Annotated in this window: 16 protein-coding genes; 13 read left to right on the forward strand and 3 right to left on the reverse strand. The window is 59.4% G+C overall.

What is annotated here, in order from left to right; genetic code table 11:
* Window positions 1–13 precede the first annotated feature (13 nt).
* The 6 genes from J5276_RS17585 (at window position 14) to J5276_RS17610 (ending at window position 5,621) form a co-directional block, all read left to right on the forward strand.
* Window positions 14–937 (forward strand): glyoxylate/hydroxypyruvate reductase A, encoded by a 924-nt coding sequence (locus tag J5276_RS17585; protein WP_065704231.1) that lies wholly within the window; start codon window positions 14–16, stop codon window positions 935–937.
* 26 nt (window positions 938–963) lie between these two features.
* Entirely contained in the window at window positions 964–1,320 is a 357-nt protein-coding gene (locus tag J5276_RS17590) for a cupin domain-containing protein (RefSeq protein WP_013761644.1), read from the forward strand.
* Window positions 1,321–1,409: 89 nt separating this feature from the next.
* A complete protein-coding gene (locus J5276_RS17595) occupies window positions 1,410–1,598 on the forward strand; it encodes a hypothetical protein (RefSeq protein ID WP_003511063.1) in 189 nt (62 codons plus the stop codon).
* 29 nt (window positions 1,599–1,627) lie between these two features.
* Complete coding sequence (locus J5276_RS17600; protein ID WP_065704234.1) at window positions 1,628–3,091, forward strand: aldehyde dehydrogenase; 1,464 nt, start codon at window positions 1,628–1,630, stop codon at window positions 3,089–3,091.
* Between the two features lie 13 nt (window positions 3,092–3,104).
* Window positions 3,105–4,148: a tartrate dehydrogenase gene (locus J5276_RS17605; RefSeq protein ID WP_065704236.1), complete on the forward strand. Its 1,044-nt coding sequence runs from the start codon at window positions 3,105–3,107 to the stop codon at window positions 4,146–4,148.
* Window positions 4,149–4,163: 15 nt separating this feature from the next.
* Window positions 4,164–5,621, forward strand: coding sequence for an NAD-dependent succinate-semialdehyde dehydrogenase (locus J5276_RS17610; RefSeq protein WP_065704238.1), 1,458 nt, complete (start codon window positions 4,164–4,166; stop codon window positions 5,619–5,621).
* Between the two features lie 269 nt (window positions 5,622–5,890).
* Here J5276_RS17610 and J5276_RS17615 read toward each other — a convergent pair whose 3' ends face one another.
* Window positions 5,891–7,165, reverse strand: coding sequence for an FAD-binding oxidoreductase (locus J5276_RS17615; protein ID WP_065659587.1), 1,275 nt, complete (start codon window positions 7,163–7,165; stop codon window positions 5,891–5,893).
* A gap of 14 nt (window positions 7,166–7,179) precedes the next feature.
* On the reverse strand, window positions 7,180–7,848 hold the full coding sequence (locus J5276_RS17620; protein ID WP_003511068.1) for a haloacid dehalogenase type II: 669 nt from the start codon (window positions 7,846–7,848) through the stop codon (window positions 7,180–7,182).
* Between the two features lie 324 nt (window positions 7,849–8,172).
* Here J5276_RS17620 and J5276_RS17625 point away from each other — a divergent pair, with 324 nt between their 5' ends.
* From J5276_RS17625 to J5276_RS17655, 7 genes are all read left to right on the forward strand, one after another.
* Window positions 8,173–9,009, forward strand: a complete 837-nt coding sequence (locus tag J5276_RS17625; RefSeq protein WP_065662552.1) for a GNAT family N-acetyltransferase — start codon at window positions 8,173–8,175, stop codon at window positions 9,007–9,009.
* A gap of 14 nt (window positions 9,010–9,023) precedes the next feature.
* Entirely contained in the window at window positions 9,024–10,397 is a 1,374-nt protein-coding gene (locus J5276_RS17630; protein ID WP_003511070.1) for an aspartate aminotransferase family protein, read from the forward strand.
* A 256-nt stretch (window positions 10,398–10,653) separates the two neighbouring features.
* A complete protein-coding gene (locus tag J5276_RS17635) occupies window positions 10,654–11,367 on the forward strand; it encodes an HAD-IA family hydrolase (protein ID WP_112178389.1) in 714 nt (237 codons plus the stop codon).
* 88 nt (window positions 11,368–11,455) lie between these two features.
* Window positions 11,456–13,066 (forward strand): ABC transporter substrate-binding protein, encoded by a 1,611-nt coding sequence (locus J5276_RS17640; protein WP_013761652.1) that lies wholly within the window; start codon window positions 11,456–11,458, stop codon window positions 13,064–13,066.
* Between the two features lie 198 nt (window positions 13,067–13,264).
* Window positions 13,265–14,215: an ABC transporter permease gene (locus J5276_RS17645; RefSeq protein WP_003511075.1), complete on the forward strand. Its 951-nt coding sequence runs from the start codon at window positions 13,265–13,267 to the stop codon at window positions 14,213–14,215.
* On the forward strand, window positions 14,215–15,066 hold the full coding sequence (locus J5276_RS17650) for an ABC transporter permease (protein ID WP_013761653.1): 852 nt from the start codon (window positions 14,215–14,217) through the stop codon (window positions 15,064–15,066). Before J5276_RS17645 ends, J5276_RS17650 begins: the two co-directional genes overlap by 1 nt.
* Window positions 15,066–16,721: an ABC transporter ATP-binding protein gene (locus J5276_RS17655; protein WP_065704244.1), complete on the forward strand. Its 1,656-nt coding sequence runs from the start codon at window positions 15,066–15,068 to the stop codon at window positions 16,719–16,721. The genes J5276_RS17650 and J5276_RS17655 overlap by 1 nt, the downstream gene beginning before the upstream one ends.
* A 103-nt stretch (window positions 16,722–16,824) precedes the next feature.
* Here J5276_RS17655 and J5276_RS17660 read toward each other — a convergent pair whose 3' ends face one another.
* Complete coding sequence (locus tag J5276_RS17660) at window positions 16,825–17,301, reverse strand: Lrp/AsnC family transcriptional regulator (RefSeq protein WP_013761655.1); 477 nt, start codon at window positions 17,299–17,301, stop codon at window positions 16,825–16,827.
* Between the last annotated feature and the right edge of the window lie 32 nt (window positions 17,302–17,333).

Consider the following 17,333-nt stretch of genomic DNA (forward strand, 5'->3'; position numbering starts at 1 on the left):
GCATAGATTTCAGATGACGTTTCTCTTCAATTCCGACGCCAAGCGCGGCGAGATTTTCCGGCAGGCTCTAGCTGCAGAACTGCCTGATCTGCCGTTTTCGATGGATGCATCAACTGTCGATCCCGATGCAGTCCGTTACCTCATCACCTGGACGGTACCGCAGGACATTGCCCGTTACCGCAATCTCGAAGTCCTGTTTTCGATCGGCGCGGGTGTCGACCAGTTTCACATCGAGGCGATCCCTGAGACGGTAAAGGTCGTACGCATGGTGGATGAGGGCATCATCCGCATGATGCAGGAATATATCTGCCTCGGTGTACTTTCCCTCCACCGCAACCTGCCAGTCTATTTAAACCAGCAGCGCCACCAACTGTGGAATGCCCTGCCCCAGCGTCAGGCGGAAGAGTGCCGGGTGGGCGTTCTCGGCCTCGGCATGCTGGGCGTTGCGGCGCTGGAGCGGCTGAAACCTTTCGGCTTTCCGCTTTCCGGCTGGAGCCGCTCACAGCGTCAGATCGATGGCGTCACCTGCCATCATGGCGACGACGGCCTCAAATCCATTCTCTCCACCAGCGATATTCTCGTCTGCCTGCTGCCTCTCACCGAAGAGACCACGGGGCTTCTGAACGCCGAGCGTCTGGGGATGCTTCCCGAAGGGGCTGCTCTGGTTCACGCCGGGCGCGGCAAACAGCTCGATCATGACGCTTTGCTCGATGCACTCAACAGCGACAGGCTTTCAGGTGCGGTGATTGACGTTACCGATCCGGAGCCCCTGCCCAAAGACCACCGCTTCTGGACCCATCCGAAAATTCTCCTGACGCCGCATATTGCCAGCGTCACCCAGCCCCATTCCGCTGCCCGCACCGTCGTCGAAAATATCAAACGATACGAATCCGGTCTCGAACCGCTCGGCCTCGTTGACCGTAGCCGCGGATATTGATCCTACCGTTCCAAGAAAGGACACCCATGTCTCTCCTCAAGACCATCGACACCAATCCCGCCTTTGAACCGAAAGCCTCCAAGGCCCTGCCCGAACGCCTCATCGCCGGCGACCCGTCGTTCAAAACCTGGCCGCTAGATGAAGCCCGTGATGGCACCGTGCATACCGGCATCTGGGAAGCGACCCCCGGCGAAAGCCGCTCGATCAAGGGCGAGACATTCGAGTTCTGCCACATTCTCGAAGGCGTCATCGAGATCACACCGGAGGGCGGCGCGCCGCTGCGTTACACGGCGGGCGACAGCTTCGTCATGAAGCCCGGTTTCGTTGGCGTCTGGAAGACAATCGAAACCGTGCGCAAGATCTATGTGACCGTGAACGGATGATTTGCCGAACAGCATGCCTGGCATCCCGGCTGATGCAGAGGCATTTTTGAGAACAGCGATGGCTGGCAATCCGCAGGTGGATGCCAGCCATGGTTTACATGGGTATCCTGCCCGGATGCCTTTCGACCGGATTTACGGCCCTCGATCGGACCCGTCGCAAGGTTTTCGGCGCGGTCTTCATGCCCGCCGAAGATTGCGCTGTGGGCCACCAGCAAAACAGGATTTTCGTTCACCGCCCCCGCCGCAGTCGGTCGATGCTGCTTGCCATCAGGGAGTAGCTTTGGCGCATATCCACAGAGGATCATCCATGACGCTCAGCTTCGATCCAGACAGCCTGTCCCTGCCGATCGGCCATTTCATCGGCGACCGGCTGATCCCGGCTAAAAACGGCATCGACATGCATCGTCCTTCGGACGGCATCGAATATGCCGGTTGCCCGAAGGCGGATGCGGCACTTGTCGATGAGGCGGTGCAAACCGCCAAAGCCGCACTGAAGAGCAGTAACTGGGGCGGCGTGCGCCCGCGTGAGCGCACCAGGGTGCTGCAACGCTGGGCAGACCTGATCGAGCAGGAAGCCGAGACGCTGGCGAAAATCGAGGCGCTCTCCTCAACCCGGCCCGTGGGCCACCTGATTGCCGGCGATATCGCCGTCACTGCCGAACAGATCCGCTTCTTTGCCGAATTTGCGGACAAGGAGGGCGGTGATCTCGTGCCGACCGACGACACAAGCGTCGGCATGATCATGACCGAGCCCTATGGCGTCGTGGGCGCCATTACGCCTTGGAATTTTCCGGTGTCCATGGCGGGCTGGAAGCTTGGCCCGGCACTCGCAGCCGGCAATGCCGTGGTGCTCAAGCCATCGGAGATGACGCCCTTCTCCAGCATTTTCATGGCGCAACTCGCCATCAAGGCAGGGCTGCCCGCCGGGCTTATCAACATCGTGCTGGGTGACGGGCCAGTGACAGGCAATGCCATCACCGGCCATCCCGAAATTTCCAAGGTCAGCTTCACCGGATCGACGGCAGCAGGTTCGGCCATCATGGCAAATATCGCGCGTACCGGCGTCAAGCCCATGACGCTGGAACTGGGCGGCAAAAGTCCGCAGCTGGTTTTTGCAGATGCCGATATCGAAAAAGCCGCCGCCGCGATCGCCGGCAACATTCTGTCCAATGCCGGGCAGGCCTGCGTTGCCGGCTCGCGCATCATCGTTGAAGAGAGTGTCGCAGAGGCGCTTTCCGCCGCAATCGTCGCCCGCATGAAGACGGTGAAGCCCGGCCCGACCTGGGACGAAGCAACACAGTATTCGCCGATCATCTCCGAAGTGCAGCGCCAGCGCATTGACGGCATCGTGCAGGCGGCTGTCGCCCATGGCGGCGAATGCCTGACGGGCGGCGCGATCATGGACGGTCCGGGTTATTTCTACCAGCCGACCTTGATCGCAAATGTCGACCAGACCTCACCTGCTGTCACAGAAGAGATATTCGGGCCAGTGCTGACCCTGCAAACCTTCAAGACGGAAGAAGAGGCGCTGGCGCTCGCCGATCATCCTACCTACGGTCTTGCCGCGGGTCTTTTCAGCCGCGATATCTCGCGCGTCATGCGCCTGTCTCGCGCCATCCAGGCAGGAACGATCTGGGTCAACCGTTATGGCCGCTCCCGCGACCATATCCTGCCGACCGGCGGTTACAAACGCTCCGGCATCGGCAAGGATCTCGGGCGGGAGGCCTATCTCGCCAACCGCAAGAGCAAAAGCGTCCTGATCGGACTGTAACAGGGGAAACATCTTGAAAACGCATCGCATCGCACTCATTCCCGGAGACGGCATCGGCAAAAGCGTGACTGATGCCGCCTGGCAGGTTCTCAACACCGCAGCAAAAAGCTCCGGTTTTGCGCTTGAAGGCACCGAATTCCCCTGGTCCTGCGCCTTCTACAAGGAGACCGGCGCGATGATGCCGAAGGATGGCATCGAGACCCTGCGCGGCTTCGACGCCATTCTGCTGGGCGCGGTCGGCTGGCCAGCGGAGGTGCCGGATTCGGTGTCGTTGCACGGCCTGCTTCTGCCGATTCGCAAGGCTTTTGTGCAATACGCCAATATCCGCCCGCACCGGCTTCTGCCCGGCGTGCAGGGACCGTTGAAAGCGGATGGATTCGACATTCTCTGCATCCGCGAAAATACCGAAGGTGAATATTCCGGTGCCGGCGGACGCGTGCATCAGGGCACCGAAGACGAGGTCGCTGTCGAAACCTCCATCTTCACCCGCAAGGGCGTGGAACGCATCCTGCGCTTCGGCTTCGAGCAGGCGCAAAAGCGTCGCGGCAAGTTGGCTTCCGTCACCAAATCCAACGCCCAGAAATATTCGATGGTGTTCTGGGACGAGGTGACGCAAAAGCTCGCCGCCGAATATCCGGATGTTGAAGTTTCCAGCTACCATATCGACGCCATGGCGGCGCGCATGGTGATGGCGCCGGAAAGCCTTGATGTCGTTGTCGCCTCAAACCTCTTCGGCGATATCCTGACTGATCTTGGTGCGGCCATTCAGGGCGGCCTCGGTTTTGCCGCCTCCGCCAATATCAATCCCAACCGCACGGCACCCTCCATGTTCGAGCCGGTGCACGGTTCGGCCCCTGACATCGCCCATCTCGGCATTGCCAACCCCATCGCCGCCATCTGGTCCGGCGCCATGATGCTGGAGCATCTGGGTGAGGCGGATGCGGCCAGGCGGGTCATGGCGGCGCTGGAAAAGGCGACCGGCCAGGGCATTGGCACCGTGCCGGGCAAGGACAACACAGACGTAATAACTGCCGCAGTTCTTGCGGCTCTCGACTGATTTCGGAGACAGATAATGCAGGGCTTGAAGGACAAGGAACTCTTTCGCCAAACGGGTTTGATCGGCGGGGAATGGAAAGCGGCCGCATCAGGCAAGACGGTCGACGTGATCGACCCGGCGACGCAGGCGGTGATCGGCACCGTGCCGGATATGGGCAGCGTGGAAACCCGCGCGGCCATCGAAGCCGCCAACGCTGCCTTCGTGCCGTGGAAGAAGAAAACGCACGCGGAGCGCGCGGCGCTTCTGGAAAAATGGTTCGCGTTGATGATCGAACACATCGACGATCTCGGCCTGATGTTGACCATCGAACAGGGCAAGCCACTTGAAGAGGCCAAGGGCGAAATCCGTTACGGAGCATCCTTCGTCAAGTGGTTTGCGGAAGAGGGCCGACGCATCAGCGGCGGCACCATTCCCTCTCCGACGCCGGATCGCCGTATCGTGGTGCTGAAGGAGCCGGTCGGTGTCTGCGGCATCATCACACCGTGGAATTTCCCGAACGCCATGATCACCCGCAAGGTCGCACCTGCATTGGCGGCTGGCTGCACCGTGGTCATCAAGCCCTCGGAATTCACGCCCTATTCGGCCCTAGCGCTCGGCGTTCTCGCCGAACGTGCAGGCATCCCGGCTGGCGTCATCAACATCGTCACCGGCATGCCGACGGAGATCGGCAACGAGATCATGGCCAATGAGACGGTGCGGAAAATTTCCTTCACGGGCTCTACCCGTGTCGGTTCGCTGCTGATGCGCGGTGCGGCCGACAGTGTAAAACGACTGTCGCTGGAACTCGGCGGCAATGCCCCTTTCATCGTATTCGACGATGCAGATCTCGATCTCGCCATCGAAGGCGCGCTCGTTTCGAAATTCCGCAATGGCGGTCAGACCTGCGTCTGCGCCAACCGCATTCTCGTTCAGGCGAGCGTTTACGATGCGTTTGCGAAAAAACTGGCTGATCGCGTCGATGCCATGCGTGTCGGACCCGGAACGGAGCTAGGTGTTTCCATCGGTCCGATGATCAACGAGCCGGCAATCGCCAAAATCCGCGCGCATATCGATGACGCCGTTTCCAAGGGCGCCGAGATCATTACCAAGCCTCATGATCTGCCTGAAGGTTCGCAATATACCGCACCGGTGGTGCTGACGGGCGCAACAACCGCCATGCGGCTGGCGAGCGAAGAGACCTTCGGGCCAGTCGCCCCGCTCTTCCGCTTCGAGACGGAAGAGGAGGCGATTGCGATCGCCAACGGCACGCCCTTCGGCCTTGCCGCCTACTTCTACACTGAAAGCCTCAAACGCGCCTGGCGCGTGGGCGAGGCGCTGGAGTTCGGCATGGTCGGCCTCAATACCGGCGCGATCTCCACCGAAGTCGCCCCCTTCGGCGGCGTCAAGCAATCCGGCCTCGGCCGCGAAGGCGCACAGGTCGGCATCGAGGAATATCTGGAAATGAAGACGTTCCACATCGGTGGACTTGCCTGAAGACTGTTTCTTTCTCCCCGCCTAAAGGGCCGCTCTGCGGCCCTTCTTTTTTGGTGCGAAATTGAAAAGCAGCACTCCCAGGGGTGGAAGAAAAATCCGGAGGCATGAATTGGTTTGGCAAAGCCACGGCATTCACGTGTCGTAACCCCCGACCAGATCCAGGGTCCAGCGCGATCACGTCATTGATCGTAAGAGACTATTCACAGTGCAGGCGCGCAGTGGCTGAATGCCAGATCAAGTCCGGCATGATGAAGAAATGAACTAACGCGCTACTGAATCTTATCCAGCATCTTGTAGTAAAGCCCTACCAAGGGAAGAAACCAGGGCTTGCCGAAATGGCCAGGCACCGCCGGCCAGTCCATCCCCTTCAGCGGGTTGTTGTCCGGGCGGCCCAGAATGGCGTCAGCCATGATCATGCCCAGATGGGTGGAAAGCTGGGCGCCGTGGCCGGAATAGCCCATGGCGTACCAGACGCCGTCATGGAAACCGGCGCGGGGATAACGGTCCTTGGTCATATCAACCAGTCCGCCCCAGCAATAATCGATTGGCACATGCGCAAGCTGCGGGAATATGCGGTGAAGGCTATCCATCAGGATCGCGCCACTTTTGGCATCCGAACGCTGGTCCGATGTCGTGGAAAAGCGCGCGCGGCCGCCGAAGATCAACCGGTTGTCCGGTGCGAGGCGGAAATAATTGCCGATATTCATGGTGTTGACGTAGGTGCGGTTACCCGGAACGGACGCCTTGATCTCGGCATCCGTCAACGGCCGCGTGGCGATGATGAAACTGCCGACCGCGATGATGCGGCGGCGGAAATAGCCGAAGCCGGAGGGCGTGTAGGCGCCGGTTGCCACAAGAACATTATCCGCGGTGACCTTGCCGCGCGCCGTTTCCAGCGTGTGTGTCTTGCCGTTCTGAGTTTGTTTCGTCACCGCCGCATTTTCAAAGATCACCGCACCATGGCGGCTGGCAGCCTGCGCAAGGCCGGCCACATAGCGGCCCATATGCATCATGGCGCTCTTCTTGGACAGCATGGCGCCATAAAAGGGAGAGCCGATTTCCGCCTTGAGATCGTCAACCGACAGAAGCGCCGTGTCGGGATCCACCTCGGCATGAACAGCCTCGAAATTCTTCGCCAGACTTTCGAAATGCTGCGGTTTCGAAGCCATTTTCAGCTTGCCGGCGCGGCGGAAATTACAATCGATCCCTTCCTCGGCGATCAGGCTTTCCAGCGTGTCGATCGAGGCATCCAGCGCCTTGTAGAGCGCGATGGCGCGCTCCTTGCCGAGTTCCGCCTTGGCGGAGAGGTAGGAGTGGGCCAGCCCGTTGTTGAGGTGGCCGCCATTGCGCCCGGAAGCACCCCAGCCGACGCGCTGTCCTTCAAGAACAACCACGCGCGCGCCCGCTTTTGCCAGCTGGCGCGCAGCACCCAGACCCGTGAAGCCGCCACCAATGACGGCCACATCGTAATGGCCTTCGACAGGACCTTGCGCCGCCCCCGCAAACAGGGGCGCCGTGTCGTGCCAATAGGAGACGAGCTTCATGATCCGGTCCTTCCTTACAGTCCAACGACGCCCGCGAGACCGGAAATATCGGAGATCTCCGTATAACCGTAATAGGGGTTTGCCGGTTCGTGGCCGCGGTTGACCCAGACCTTGTTCTTGATGCCGAGATCGTGCGCGGACATCAGGTCGTAGCGGAAGGAGGACGACACGTGCAGGATATCTTCCGGGCCGCAGCCGAGCATGTCGAACAAATATTCGAAAGCCTTGAAATGCGGCTTGTAGGCCTGCGCCTGTTCGGCGGTATAGACAGCATGGAACGGCGCGCCAAGCTTTGCCACATTCGACATGATCTGCGAATTCATGGCGTTAGACAAAATGACCAGCGGAATTTCCTTGGCAACCTTCGCCAGACCGGCCGGAACGTCCGCATGCGGACCCCATGTCGGAACGCGCTCATACACCATTACCGCATCTTCGTCCTTGAAGGCCACACCGTTGCGCTTGCAGGTGCGCGACAGGGCGTTATGGACAACTTCGGCGTAAGGCTTCCAGTCATGCATGACCTCGTCCAGGCGATATGCAGAGAAGTCCTTGATGAATTGCTGCATCTCGGCCTCGCCCAGACGATCACCATAGAGATCGCGGGCAGCTTCTGCCATCTGGAAATGAATCAGCGTACCGTGGCAATCGAAAGTGATGTATTTCGGGCGGAAGATGGTCATGTCGTCGTCGTCCTTGCTTGGGGATGGGTGGTGGCTGCAATAACAAGATCATAGAGGCCTTTGCCCGGTCGACGCACTGCAATTGCCATTCGCGAAAGCAGATTGTTGCGTATGCGGCCGCCAGTTTGGCAGAGAGTTGCGTGCGACAAAACCGGAAGCCGCCGCCCACCCCCGTTCTGCGGATGGAAGCAGATGATGTGCGGCATAAGATGCGGCGGCGGGTAAAAGCAACAGTGAAACATATCGAACCTTGCCATTCGTCGGGACAATGTTCTTTTGCCGCCGGTCTATCAATGAACATGAAGAATAAAACGGAGTTGGGCCATGCAAGCCAGCCTCATCGATATCCAGAAATTTGAGCCGCAACACCTCGACGCCGCCGTCGAGCTTTCCCGCCAGGCCGGATGGCCACACCGCCGGGAAGACTGGGCGCTCGTCCTTTCACTGAGCAAGGGTTTCGTCGCTATCGAAAACGGTCGCGTCGTCGGAACCGCAATGGCCACGCTTCTGGGAGACACCTGCGCCACCGTCAACATGGTGATCGTGGACGAGGCCATGCGCGGCCGTGGTCTCGGACGCAAACTGATGCAGGCGGTCGTCGATGCTGCGGAAAATCGCGAGTGCCGTCTGACCGCCACCGCTGAAGGCCTCCCACTCTATGAGAAGATGGGGTTCGTCGCATGCGGCGAGGTGCGTCAGCACCAGGGAATTCCTACGGCCGCCGATAAGCCCGCTAACGTGGCATGGGCAGAAACGATTGTACCGGCCGAGCTTGCCGCACTCGACGCGCAGGCATTCGGTGCGGATCGTACAGCACTCTTTACCGAGCTTGCGGATAGGGCACGGTTTGCGGTGGTTCAACAGCATGGCGCCATCATGGGTTTTGCAGGCCTTCGCGCCTTTGGCCGTGGTGAAGTCATCGGCCCGATTGTCGCGGAAACTGCTGAAATCGCGAAGGATTTGATTGCCTTCGTCGTTTCCGAGCGCCCCGGCGCATTCCTGCGCGTAGACACCACCACCGAGACGGGACTCGGTCCCTGGCTTGCCGAATACGGTCTTGCCCATGTCGGTGGCGGCATCGCCATGCGCCGGCCGAAGGCGGAAACCTCTGCCGACAAAAAACTGAAAACATTCGCGTTGACCAGCCAGGCGCTGGGCTGAATCCGGAGAGACCCATGTTAAGCAATTCACTGATCGAGCTCGACCGCGCCCATCTGGTGCACCCTGTCTCTTCCTTCCGCGGCCATGAAAAGCTTGGCGTTCGCGTGCTGAAATCGGCAAAGGGTGCCACGATTACCGACATGACCGGCCACCAGCTGATCGACGGTTTTGCCGGCCTCTGGTGCGTCAATGCAGGCTATGGCCATGACAGCATCGTGGAAGCGGCGGCAAAGCAGATGCGTGAACTGCCCTATGCCACTGCCTATTTCGACATTGGCAGCGAACCCGCCATCCGCCTCGCCTCCGAACTCGCCGACCGCGCGCCCGGCGATCTCAACCACGTCTATTTCACGCTTGGCGGATCCGACGCGGTGGACAGCACCATCCGCTTCATCCGCTATTACTGGCACGCCAAAGGCCAGCCGCAGCGCGACCAGTTCATTTCCATCGAACAGGGTTATCACGGCTCCACCACCGCCGGTTCAGGCCTGACTGCGCTGCCTGCCTTCCATGCAGGTTTCGGCGTGCCTTACGACTGGCAGCACAAAATTCCGTCTCACTATGCCTATCGCAATCCGGTCGGCAGCGACCCCGCCGCCATCATCGCCTCTTCCCTGCAAATCCTGAAGGACAAGATCGAGGCTATCGGCCCGGAGCGGGTCGCCGCCTTTTATGCCGAGCCCATTCAGGGCTCCGGTGGCGTTCTGGTGCCGCCGCCTGGCTGGATCAAGGCCATGCGAGAACTCTGCCGTTCCTACGGCATTCTCTTCGTTGCCGACGAAGTCATCACCGGCTTCGGCCGCACGGGACCACTGTTTGCCTGTGCCGACGAAGATATCGTGCCGGACTTCATCACAGCCGCCAAGGGTCTGACTTCGGGCTATGTGCCGATGGGCGCCGTCTTCATGGCCGACCATGTTTATGATACAATAGCCGACTTCGCCGGCGATGCCGCGGTCGGGCACGGTTATACCTATTCCGCCCATCCCGTCAGTGCCGCCGTTGGTCTCGAAGTGCTGAAACTTTACGAGGGCGGGCTGCTGGAAAACGGCCGGCGCGCCGGTCAGCGGCTGATGGCCGGGCTGGAAGGATTGAGAAGCCATCCGCTGGTTGGCGATGTACGTGGCCGGGGCATGCTTGCCGCTATCGAACTCGTGACCGACAAAGAGAAGAAAACCCCGCTGCCGGCTGCGGCGGCCCCTGCACGCAAGGTTTTTGACCGCGCCTGGGAAAACGGCCTCATCGTGCGCGCCTTCGCCAACGGCATCCTCGGCTATGCGCCGCCGCTGTGTTGCACCGATGACGAGATCGACGCCATTATAGAGCGGACGCGGAAAACCCTCGACCAGACGCTCGAGGACCCGGCAGTGCGGGCCGCCATGGCCTGAGGCGAACGGTGGATGGCGTTACGGCACCTTCTCGAAATGTCGCAACGCCGCACATATTCGCAATATTCTGCCGAAGACCCGATCCTTTTCGGAGAATCCGGCGCGCTGGAACTGCCAAACTATCAACAGAAAAAGCACTAAACGCCATAAAAAAGGGCGTTAGCAAGAATGGGAACGGGACAAGGATCCCGTCCGGGAACAGAATAAAATGCCGCAGCCTTCCCAAGGGCTCTGCGCGGCAAAGCGGAGACCGACATTGCCCAAGAAACTGAGCGACTTCAAATATATGAGCTTCGACGTGGTGGGAACTCTCATCGATTTCGAAGGTGGCATGAAATCGACCCTGATCCAGATCGGCGCTGAAAACGGCGTTGAGGTCGACGGTGAAAAGGCGCTCGGCCTTTACCGCGCGGCGCGTTACTCCGACGCCACCGATCTGTTTCCGGACGATCTCGTCCGCGTCTACCTGATCATCGCTCCGGAACTCGGTTTGCCGGCGGAGCGCGCTCTGGGTGAGCGCCTGCGCGACGCAGCAAAAAACTGGAAAGGCTTTGAAGACAGTCGTGCCGCGATGGCCGAGCTTGCAAAAACGCATCGTCTCATTGCCATGACCAACGCCCAGCGCTGGGCCTTCGAGTATTTCTCGAAGGAACTCGGTAGTCCCTTTTACGCCGCTTTCACAGCGGATGATACCGGCACGGAAAAGCCGGATCCCGCATTCTTCGAGAAGGTTTTCGCCTTCGTTGAAAGCGAAGGCGCATCGAAGGACGACATTCTGCACGTTGCGCAGAGCCAGTACCACGATATCGGCATTTCACGGAAACTCGGGATGACCAATTGCTGGATAGAGCGCCGCCACGCCCAGAAGGGATATGGCGGCACCATCGAGCCGGAGAACTTTACCGAACCGGACTACCACTTCACCTCGATGGCCGGCCTTGCCGAGGCCACGAGACACTCGGGCCGCTGAACCGCCTGTGGCATGACGCGCACTGGGGCGTGGATACCGAAAATTACTGCAGATGCCATTTCAACAAATCATACAAAAGGGGAAGACCATGAGTGACAGGATTACAAATTGGACCCGCTCTGACGATGCCGCCGTTGAACAGGCTATCCGTCGCGGCGCGACGCGGCGAGAGCTGCTTCACATGATGCTGGCCGGCGGCGTAGCACTTTCCGCCGGTTCGGCCATTCTCGGCCGCGCCTCGCAGGCGCTGGCGGCCACTCCCGTTTCCGGCGGCACGCTGAAGGCGGCCGGCTGGTCCTCCTCCACGGCCGACACGCTCGATCCCGCAAAAGCCTCGCTTTCGACGGATTACGTTCGTTGCTGCGCGCTCTATAACCGGCTGAGCTTCCTCGATGTTTCCGGCACGCCCCAGATGGAGCTGGCCGAATCCATCGAAACGAAGGACGCCAAGACCTGGACCGTGAAGCTGCGTTCCGGCGTCACCTTCCATGACGGCAAGGCACTGACCGCCGATGACGTGGTCTATTCGCTGAAGCGTCACCTTGACCCGGCCGTCGGTTCGAAGGTCGCCAAGATCGCCGCCCAGATGACCGGCTTCAAGGCGATCGACAAGAGCACCGTCGAGATCACGCTGGCAAACGCGAATGCAGACCTGCCGGCCATCCTGGCATTGCATCACTTCATGATCGTTGCCGATGGCGCGACCGATTTCTCCAAGGGGAACGGCACCGGTGCCTTCAAGCTGGAGAAATTCGAACCCGGCGTCCGCTCGATCATGTCGAAAAACACCAATTACTGGAAACAGGGTGGTCCGCACGTCGATAGCTTCGAATTTTTCGCGATTGCCGAAGACAATGCCCGCGTTAACGCCCTCATTTCGGGCGATATCCACCTCGCAGCGGCTATCAATCCGCGTTCGCTGCGCCTGCTCGACAAGCAGGAAGGCATCGTTCTGTCAAAGGGAACGTCCGGCAACTACACCAACCTCAATATGCGGCTGGACCAGACGCCCGGCAACAATGCCGATTTCATCGCCGGCATGAAGTCGATCGTCAACCGCGAGCAGATCGTCAAGGCGGCTCTGCGTGGCCTCGGTGAAGTCGGTAACGACCAGCCAGTGCCGCCCATGAGTCCCTACCACAATCCGGACCTCAAGCCGAAGGCCTTCGATCCTGATAAGGCGAAGTTCCACTTTGAAAAAGCGGGTCTTATCGGTCAGTCCATCCCGGTCATCACCTCGGATGCTGCAAACTCTGCCGTGGACATGGCGATGATCATCCAGGCGTCGGCCGCAGAAATCGGTGTAAAGCTGGATGTGCAGCGCGTTCCCTCGGACGGTTACTGGAGCAATTACTGGCTCAAGGCGCCTATTCACTTCGGCAACATCAACCCGCGCCCAACCCCGGATATTCTGTTCTCGCTGCTTTACGCCTCCGACGCGCCGTGGAACGAAAGCCAGTACAAGTCGCCGAAGTTCGACAAGATGATGCTCGAAGCACGCGGTATGCTGGACATGGACAAGCGCAAGCAGATCTACTTCGAAATGGAAAAGATGATCGCCGACGAAGCCGGCACCATCATTCCCGCCTATATCACCAATGTCGACGCCATCACCTCCAAGCTGAAGGGTCTGGAAGCCAATCCGCTCGGCGGCATGATGGGTTACGCGTTTGCTGAATACGTCTGGCTCGAGGCCTGATAGACCAAGGGGCCGGGCGCCGACGCGCCCGGCAACCTTTCCGCCGGTGCGGGAAGCCTCCACAGCTGGAGCGACACTTTGAAAAACAAGCGGTTTTCGCCTGATATCTCGCTACAGCTATATAATTTGGATCATGATGATTTCAGGTCGATCGGGCCTGAAATCATCATGATCCAGGCAGGTCGCAGGAGCATGTAAATGAACAGCCGGATACTCTCCCTTATCGCCAGGCGGCTGGTCGTCATGCTGACGACGCTGCTTATCGTATCGTTTATCGTCTTTTCCGCCACCAGCCTGCTGCCCGGCGACACGGCAACGATCCTTCTTGGCCAGTCGGCAACGCCGGAGGCCGTGGCCGGTCTGCGCACCGCCATGCATCTCGACGACCCGGCCCTTCTGCGTTTTGTCCGCTGGCTTTTTGGCCTGCTGCACGGCGAACTCGGCACGTCCTACGCCAACAATATGGCGATCGCCGACCTCATAGGCCCACGTTTCGTCAACTCCATGAAGCTTGCCGGCATCACCACTGTTATCGCCGTGCCGCTGGCCCTGACGCTCGGCATCAGCTCCGCCATGCTGCGTGGAACGCTTTATGATCGCGCCGTCACCATCCTGACCATCGGTGTCATTTCGGTGCCGGAATTCATGATCGCGACGCTCGCGGTTCTGCTGTTCGCCGTATATCTGAAGTGGCTGCCAGCCCTGTCGCTGGTCAGCGAGGTGCATACCGTGTTCGATGTGCTGCGGGTTTACGCCATGCCGGTCATCACGCTCACCTTCGTCGTGTCGGCACAGATGATCCGCATGAGCCGCGCCGCCGTCATCGAGACGCTCGATACGCCCTATGTGGAAATGGCGCTCCTGAAGGGCGCACCGCGCATGCGCATCGTCCTGCGCCACGCACTTCCCAATGCGCTTGGCCCCATCGTCAATGCGGTTGCTTTGTCGCTTTCCTATCTCGTCGGCGGCGTCATCATCGTTGAGACTATCTTCAATTATCCAGGCATCGCCAAGCTGATGGTTGATGGCGTCGCGACCCGCGACCTGCCTCTGATCCAGAGCTGCGCAATGATTTTCTGCGTCGGTTATCTCCTCCTCATCACAACCGCCGATATCATCGCCATCATGTCCAATCCGAGGCTGCGCTGATGACCGACAATATCAAAACAACTTCGGGGACCTCGCGCTTGGGTTACAAAATCAATGTCGTCGGCGTTTTCGGCTTTCTCGTCATTTTTCTCTGGGCCATGGTTGCGATCTTTGCGCCCTATCTCATCCCGCATCCCGTCGGTGAAATCGTCGATCTGGATTATTTCGGTCCGATGACCTCCGATCTCTGGCTCGGCTCCGACTATCTCGGCCGCGACGTGTTTTCCCGCATTCTCATGGGCGCGCGTTTCACGGTCGGCATTTCACTTGCGGCCGTCACGATCGCCTGCGTGTCGGGCGTCGTTCTCGGCATGAGCGCTGCCGTGGTCGGCGGCTGGTTCGATGCGGCCCTCAGCCGTTTTCTCGATGCGGTGAACTCCATTCCAAGCAAGCTTTTCGGACTTGTGGTTGTCGCTGCCGTTGGCTCCTCCATTCCTGTGCTGATCGTCACCCTGTCGGTTATCTATACGCCCGGCGCCTATCGCTTTGCCCGGGCGCTCGCCGTCAATGTCAACACCATGGATTTCGTCACCGTGGCCCGCGTGCGCGGCGAGAGCCTCTTGCACCTTATCAGCTCCGAAATCCTGCCCAACATCATCCGTCCCGTGCTGGCCGATCTCGGCGTGCGCTTTGTGTTCATCGTGCTGCTTCTGTCGGGCCTTTCCTTTCTCGGTCTTGGCCTGCAGCCGCCGAATGCAGACTGGGGTGCGCTGGTGCGTGAAAACATCGGCGGCCTGCCCTTTGCCGCGCCAGCCGTGATCTTTCCGTCGTTGGCGATTGCCAGCCTGACGATCAGCGTCAATCTGCTGATCGACAATCTGCCGCAGAAAATCCGCGACAGGAGCGAATAATGACAAATCTTGTTGAAATCCGTGGACTTAAAGTCGAGGCGACCACCGATTCCGGCCGCCGCATCCAAATCATCAGGGGTGTAGACATCGATATCGCCGATGGCGAGATCGTCGCATTGATCGGCGAAAGCGGCTCCGGCAAGACCACCATTGCACTGACATTGATGGGATATGCCCGCCCAGGCTGCCGTATTTCCGGCGGCAGCGTCACGGTGGCAGGCCGCGACATGGTACAGCTTTCCGAAATGGAACGGGCAAAGATCCGCGGTACGAAAATCTCCTACGTCCCTCAAAGCGCCGCAGCCGCCTTCAATCCGGCGCAAAAGATCATCGACCAGGTCATAGAGGTCACCCGCATCCACGATCTGATGCCGCCGCAGGAGGCGCGCCAAAGAGCGGTGGAACTGTTCAAGGCATTGTCGCTGCCCAATCCCGAAACCATCGGCGACCGTTATCCGCACCAGGTTTCCGGCGGCCAGCTTCAGCGTCTCTCCGCAGCCATGGCGCTGATCGGCAACCCGGACCTGGTCATTTTCGACGAACCGACTACGGCACTCGACGTAACGACACAGATCGAGGTTCTCCGCGCCTTCAAATCAGCGATGCGCAAGGGCGGTATCGGCGGCGTTTATGTTTCGCACGATCTCGCAGTCGTCGCCCAGATTGCCGACCGGATCGTGGTGCTGAAAGGCGGCGAGATACAGGAAACCGGCACGACCACGGATATTCTCGAGAATGCCCAGCATCCTTATACGCGGGAGTTGCTCACCGCTTTTAACGACAAGGTACGCACCGTAGCGCCGCTAAAACAAATTGACGCGAAGCCGCTGCTGGATATCGAGAAGCTGATCGCCGGATATGGAACGAAAGGCGATGACCATATGCCGCTGGTGCGTGCGGTCGATTCCGTTAGCCTTGCAGTCTATCCCGGACGCAATCTCGGCATCATCGGCGAATCCGGTTGCGGAAAATCGACGCTGGCGCGCGCCATTGCCGGCATTCTGCCCGCCGCCAGCGGTCATGTCATCTTCGAAGGTCGGCAGCTGGATGCCGATGCCCGCCGACGCACCAGCAATCAGTTGCGCCGCATGCAGATCGTCTTCCAATATGCCGATACGGCGCTCAACCCGGCCAAATCCATCGAGGATATTCTTGGCCGGCCGCTGACCTTTTATCACGGCATGAGAGGCAAGGCGCGCGACGCCCGGATCGACCAGTTGCTGGATATGGTGAAGCTGCCGCGCTCGGTTCGCCACCGCCATCCTTCCGGCCTATCGGGCGGACAGAAGCAACGCGTCAACTTCGCCCGCGCACTCGCAGCAGAACCATCGCTCATCATTTGCGATGAAATTACCTCGGCGCTTGATACGGTCGTCGCAGCCGCGATCATCGACCTGCTCGGCGAACTCCAGCGAGAGCTGAACCTCTCCTACATCTTCATCAGCCACGATCTCTCTGTGGTGGAAACCATCTGCGACGAAATCGTCGTGATGTATGGCGGGCAGAAAGTGGAGCATCTGGCAACGGAAGCGATCAAGTCGCCGACCCATCCCTATTCGAAGCTCCTGTTCTCCTCGGTACCGAAGCTCGACCCGAAATGGCTCGACAATCTTCAGCAGGATGCAGAGTTGGTGCGAGCGTTTTCCAAGAGGTGACAACATCATTTTCGTCATCCTCGGGCTCGTCCCCAGGATGACGTTGAGTACGAAGCGACGCGTCTCGACATTCTGGCGCCCCTGCAAAGGGACGTCTTCCACCTCAAAGCGGAAACAGGCTGGTCAGCGGCATATGCGATTTGATGATCGGAGATTTCAGCACAACGAAGCTGAAATATTTGTCGATACCGACATCCATGTCCGTCAGCCGCTCCATGATCGACTGATATTCGACGATGCCGGAGGTGACGAATTTCAGGAGGTAATCGTAACCGCCTGAAACGAGGTGGCATTCTACCACTTGATCGATCTTTTCGATAACGCCGAGAAAACGGGCGAAGTCGATCTGGCGGTGGTTCTTGAGCGTGATCTCGGTGAATACCGTCAGCGTCTGGCCGAGCTTGTTGATGTTGATCTGTGCCGAATAACCTTCGATATAGCCCTCGGCCTGAAGCTTCTTGACGCGCATCAGGCAGGGGCTTGGCGAGAGATTGACAAGCTCCGCCAGCTCGACATTGGTGATGCGACCATTTTTCTGGAGTTCGTAAAGGATCTTGATGTCGATCCGGTCAAGTTTCATCACGTGCGGAACCCCTTTTATATTTTTTCGTG

This window comes from Agrobacterium sp. S7/73, assembly GCF_019355535.1.
Lineage (GTDB): Bacteria > Pseudomonadota > Alphaproteobacteria > Rhizobiales > Rhizobiaceae > Agrobacterium > Agrobacterium tumefaciens.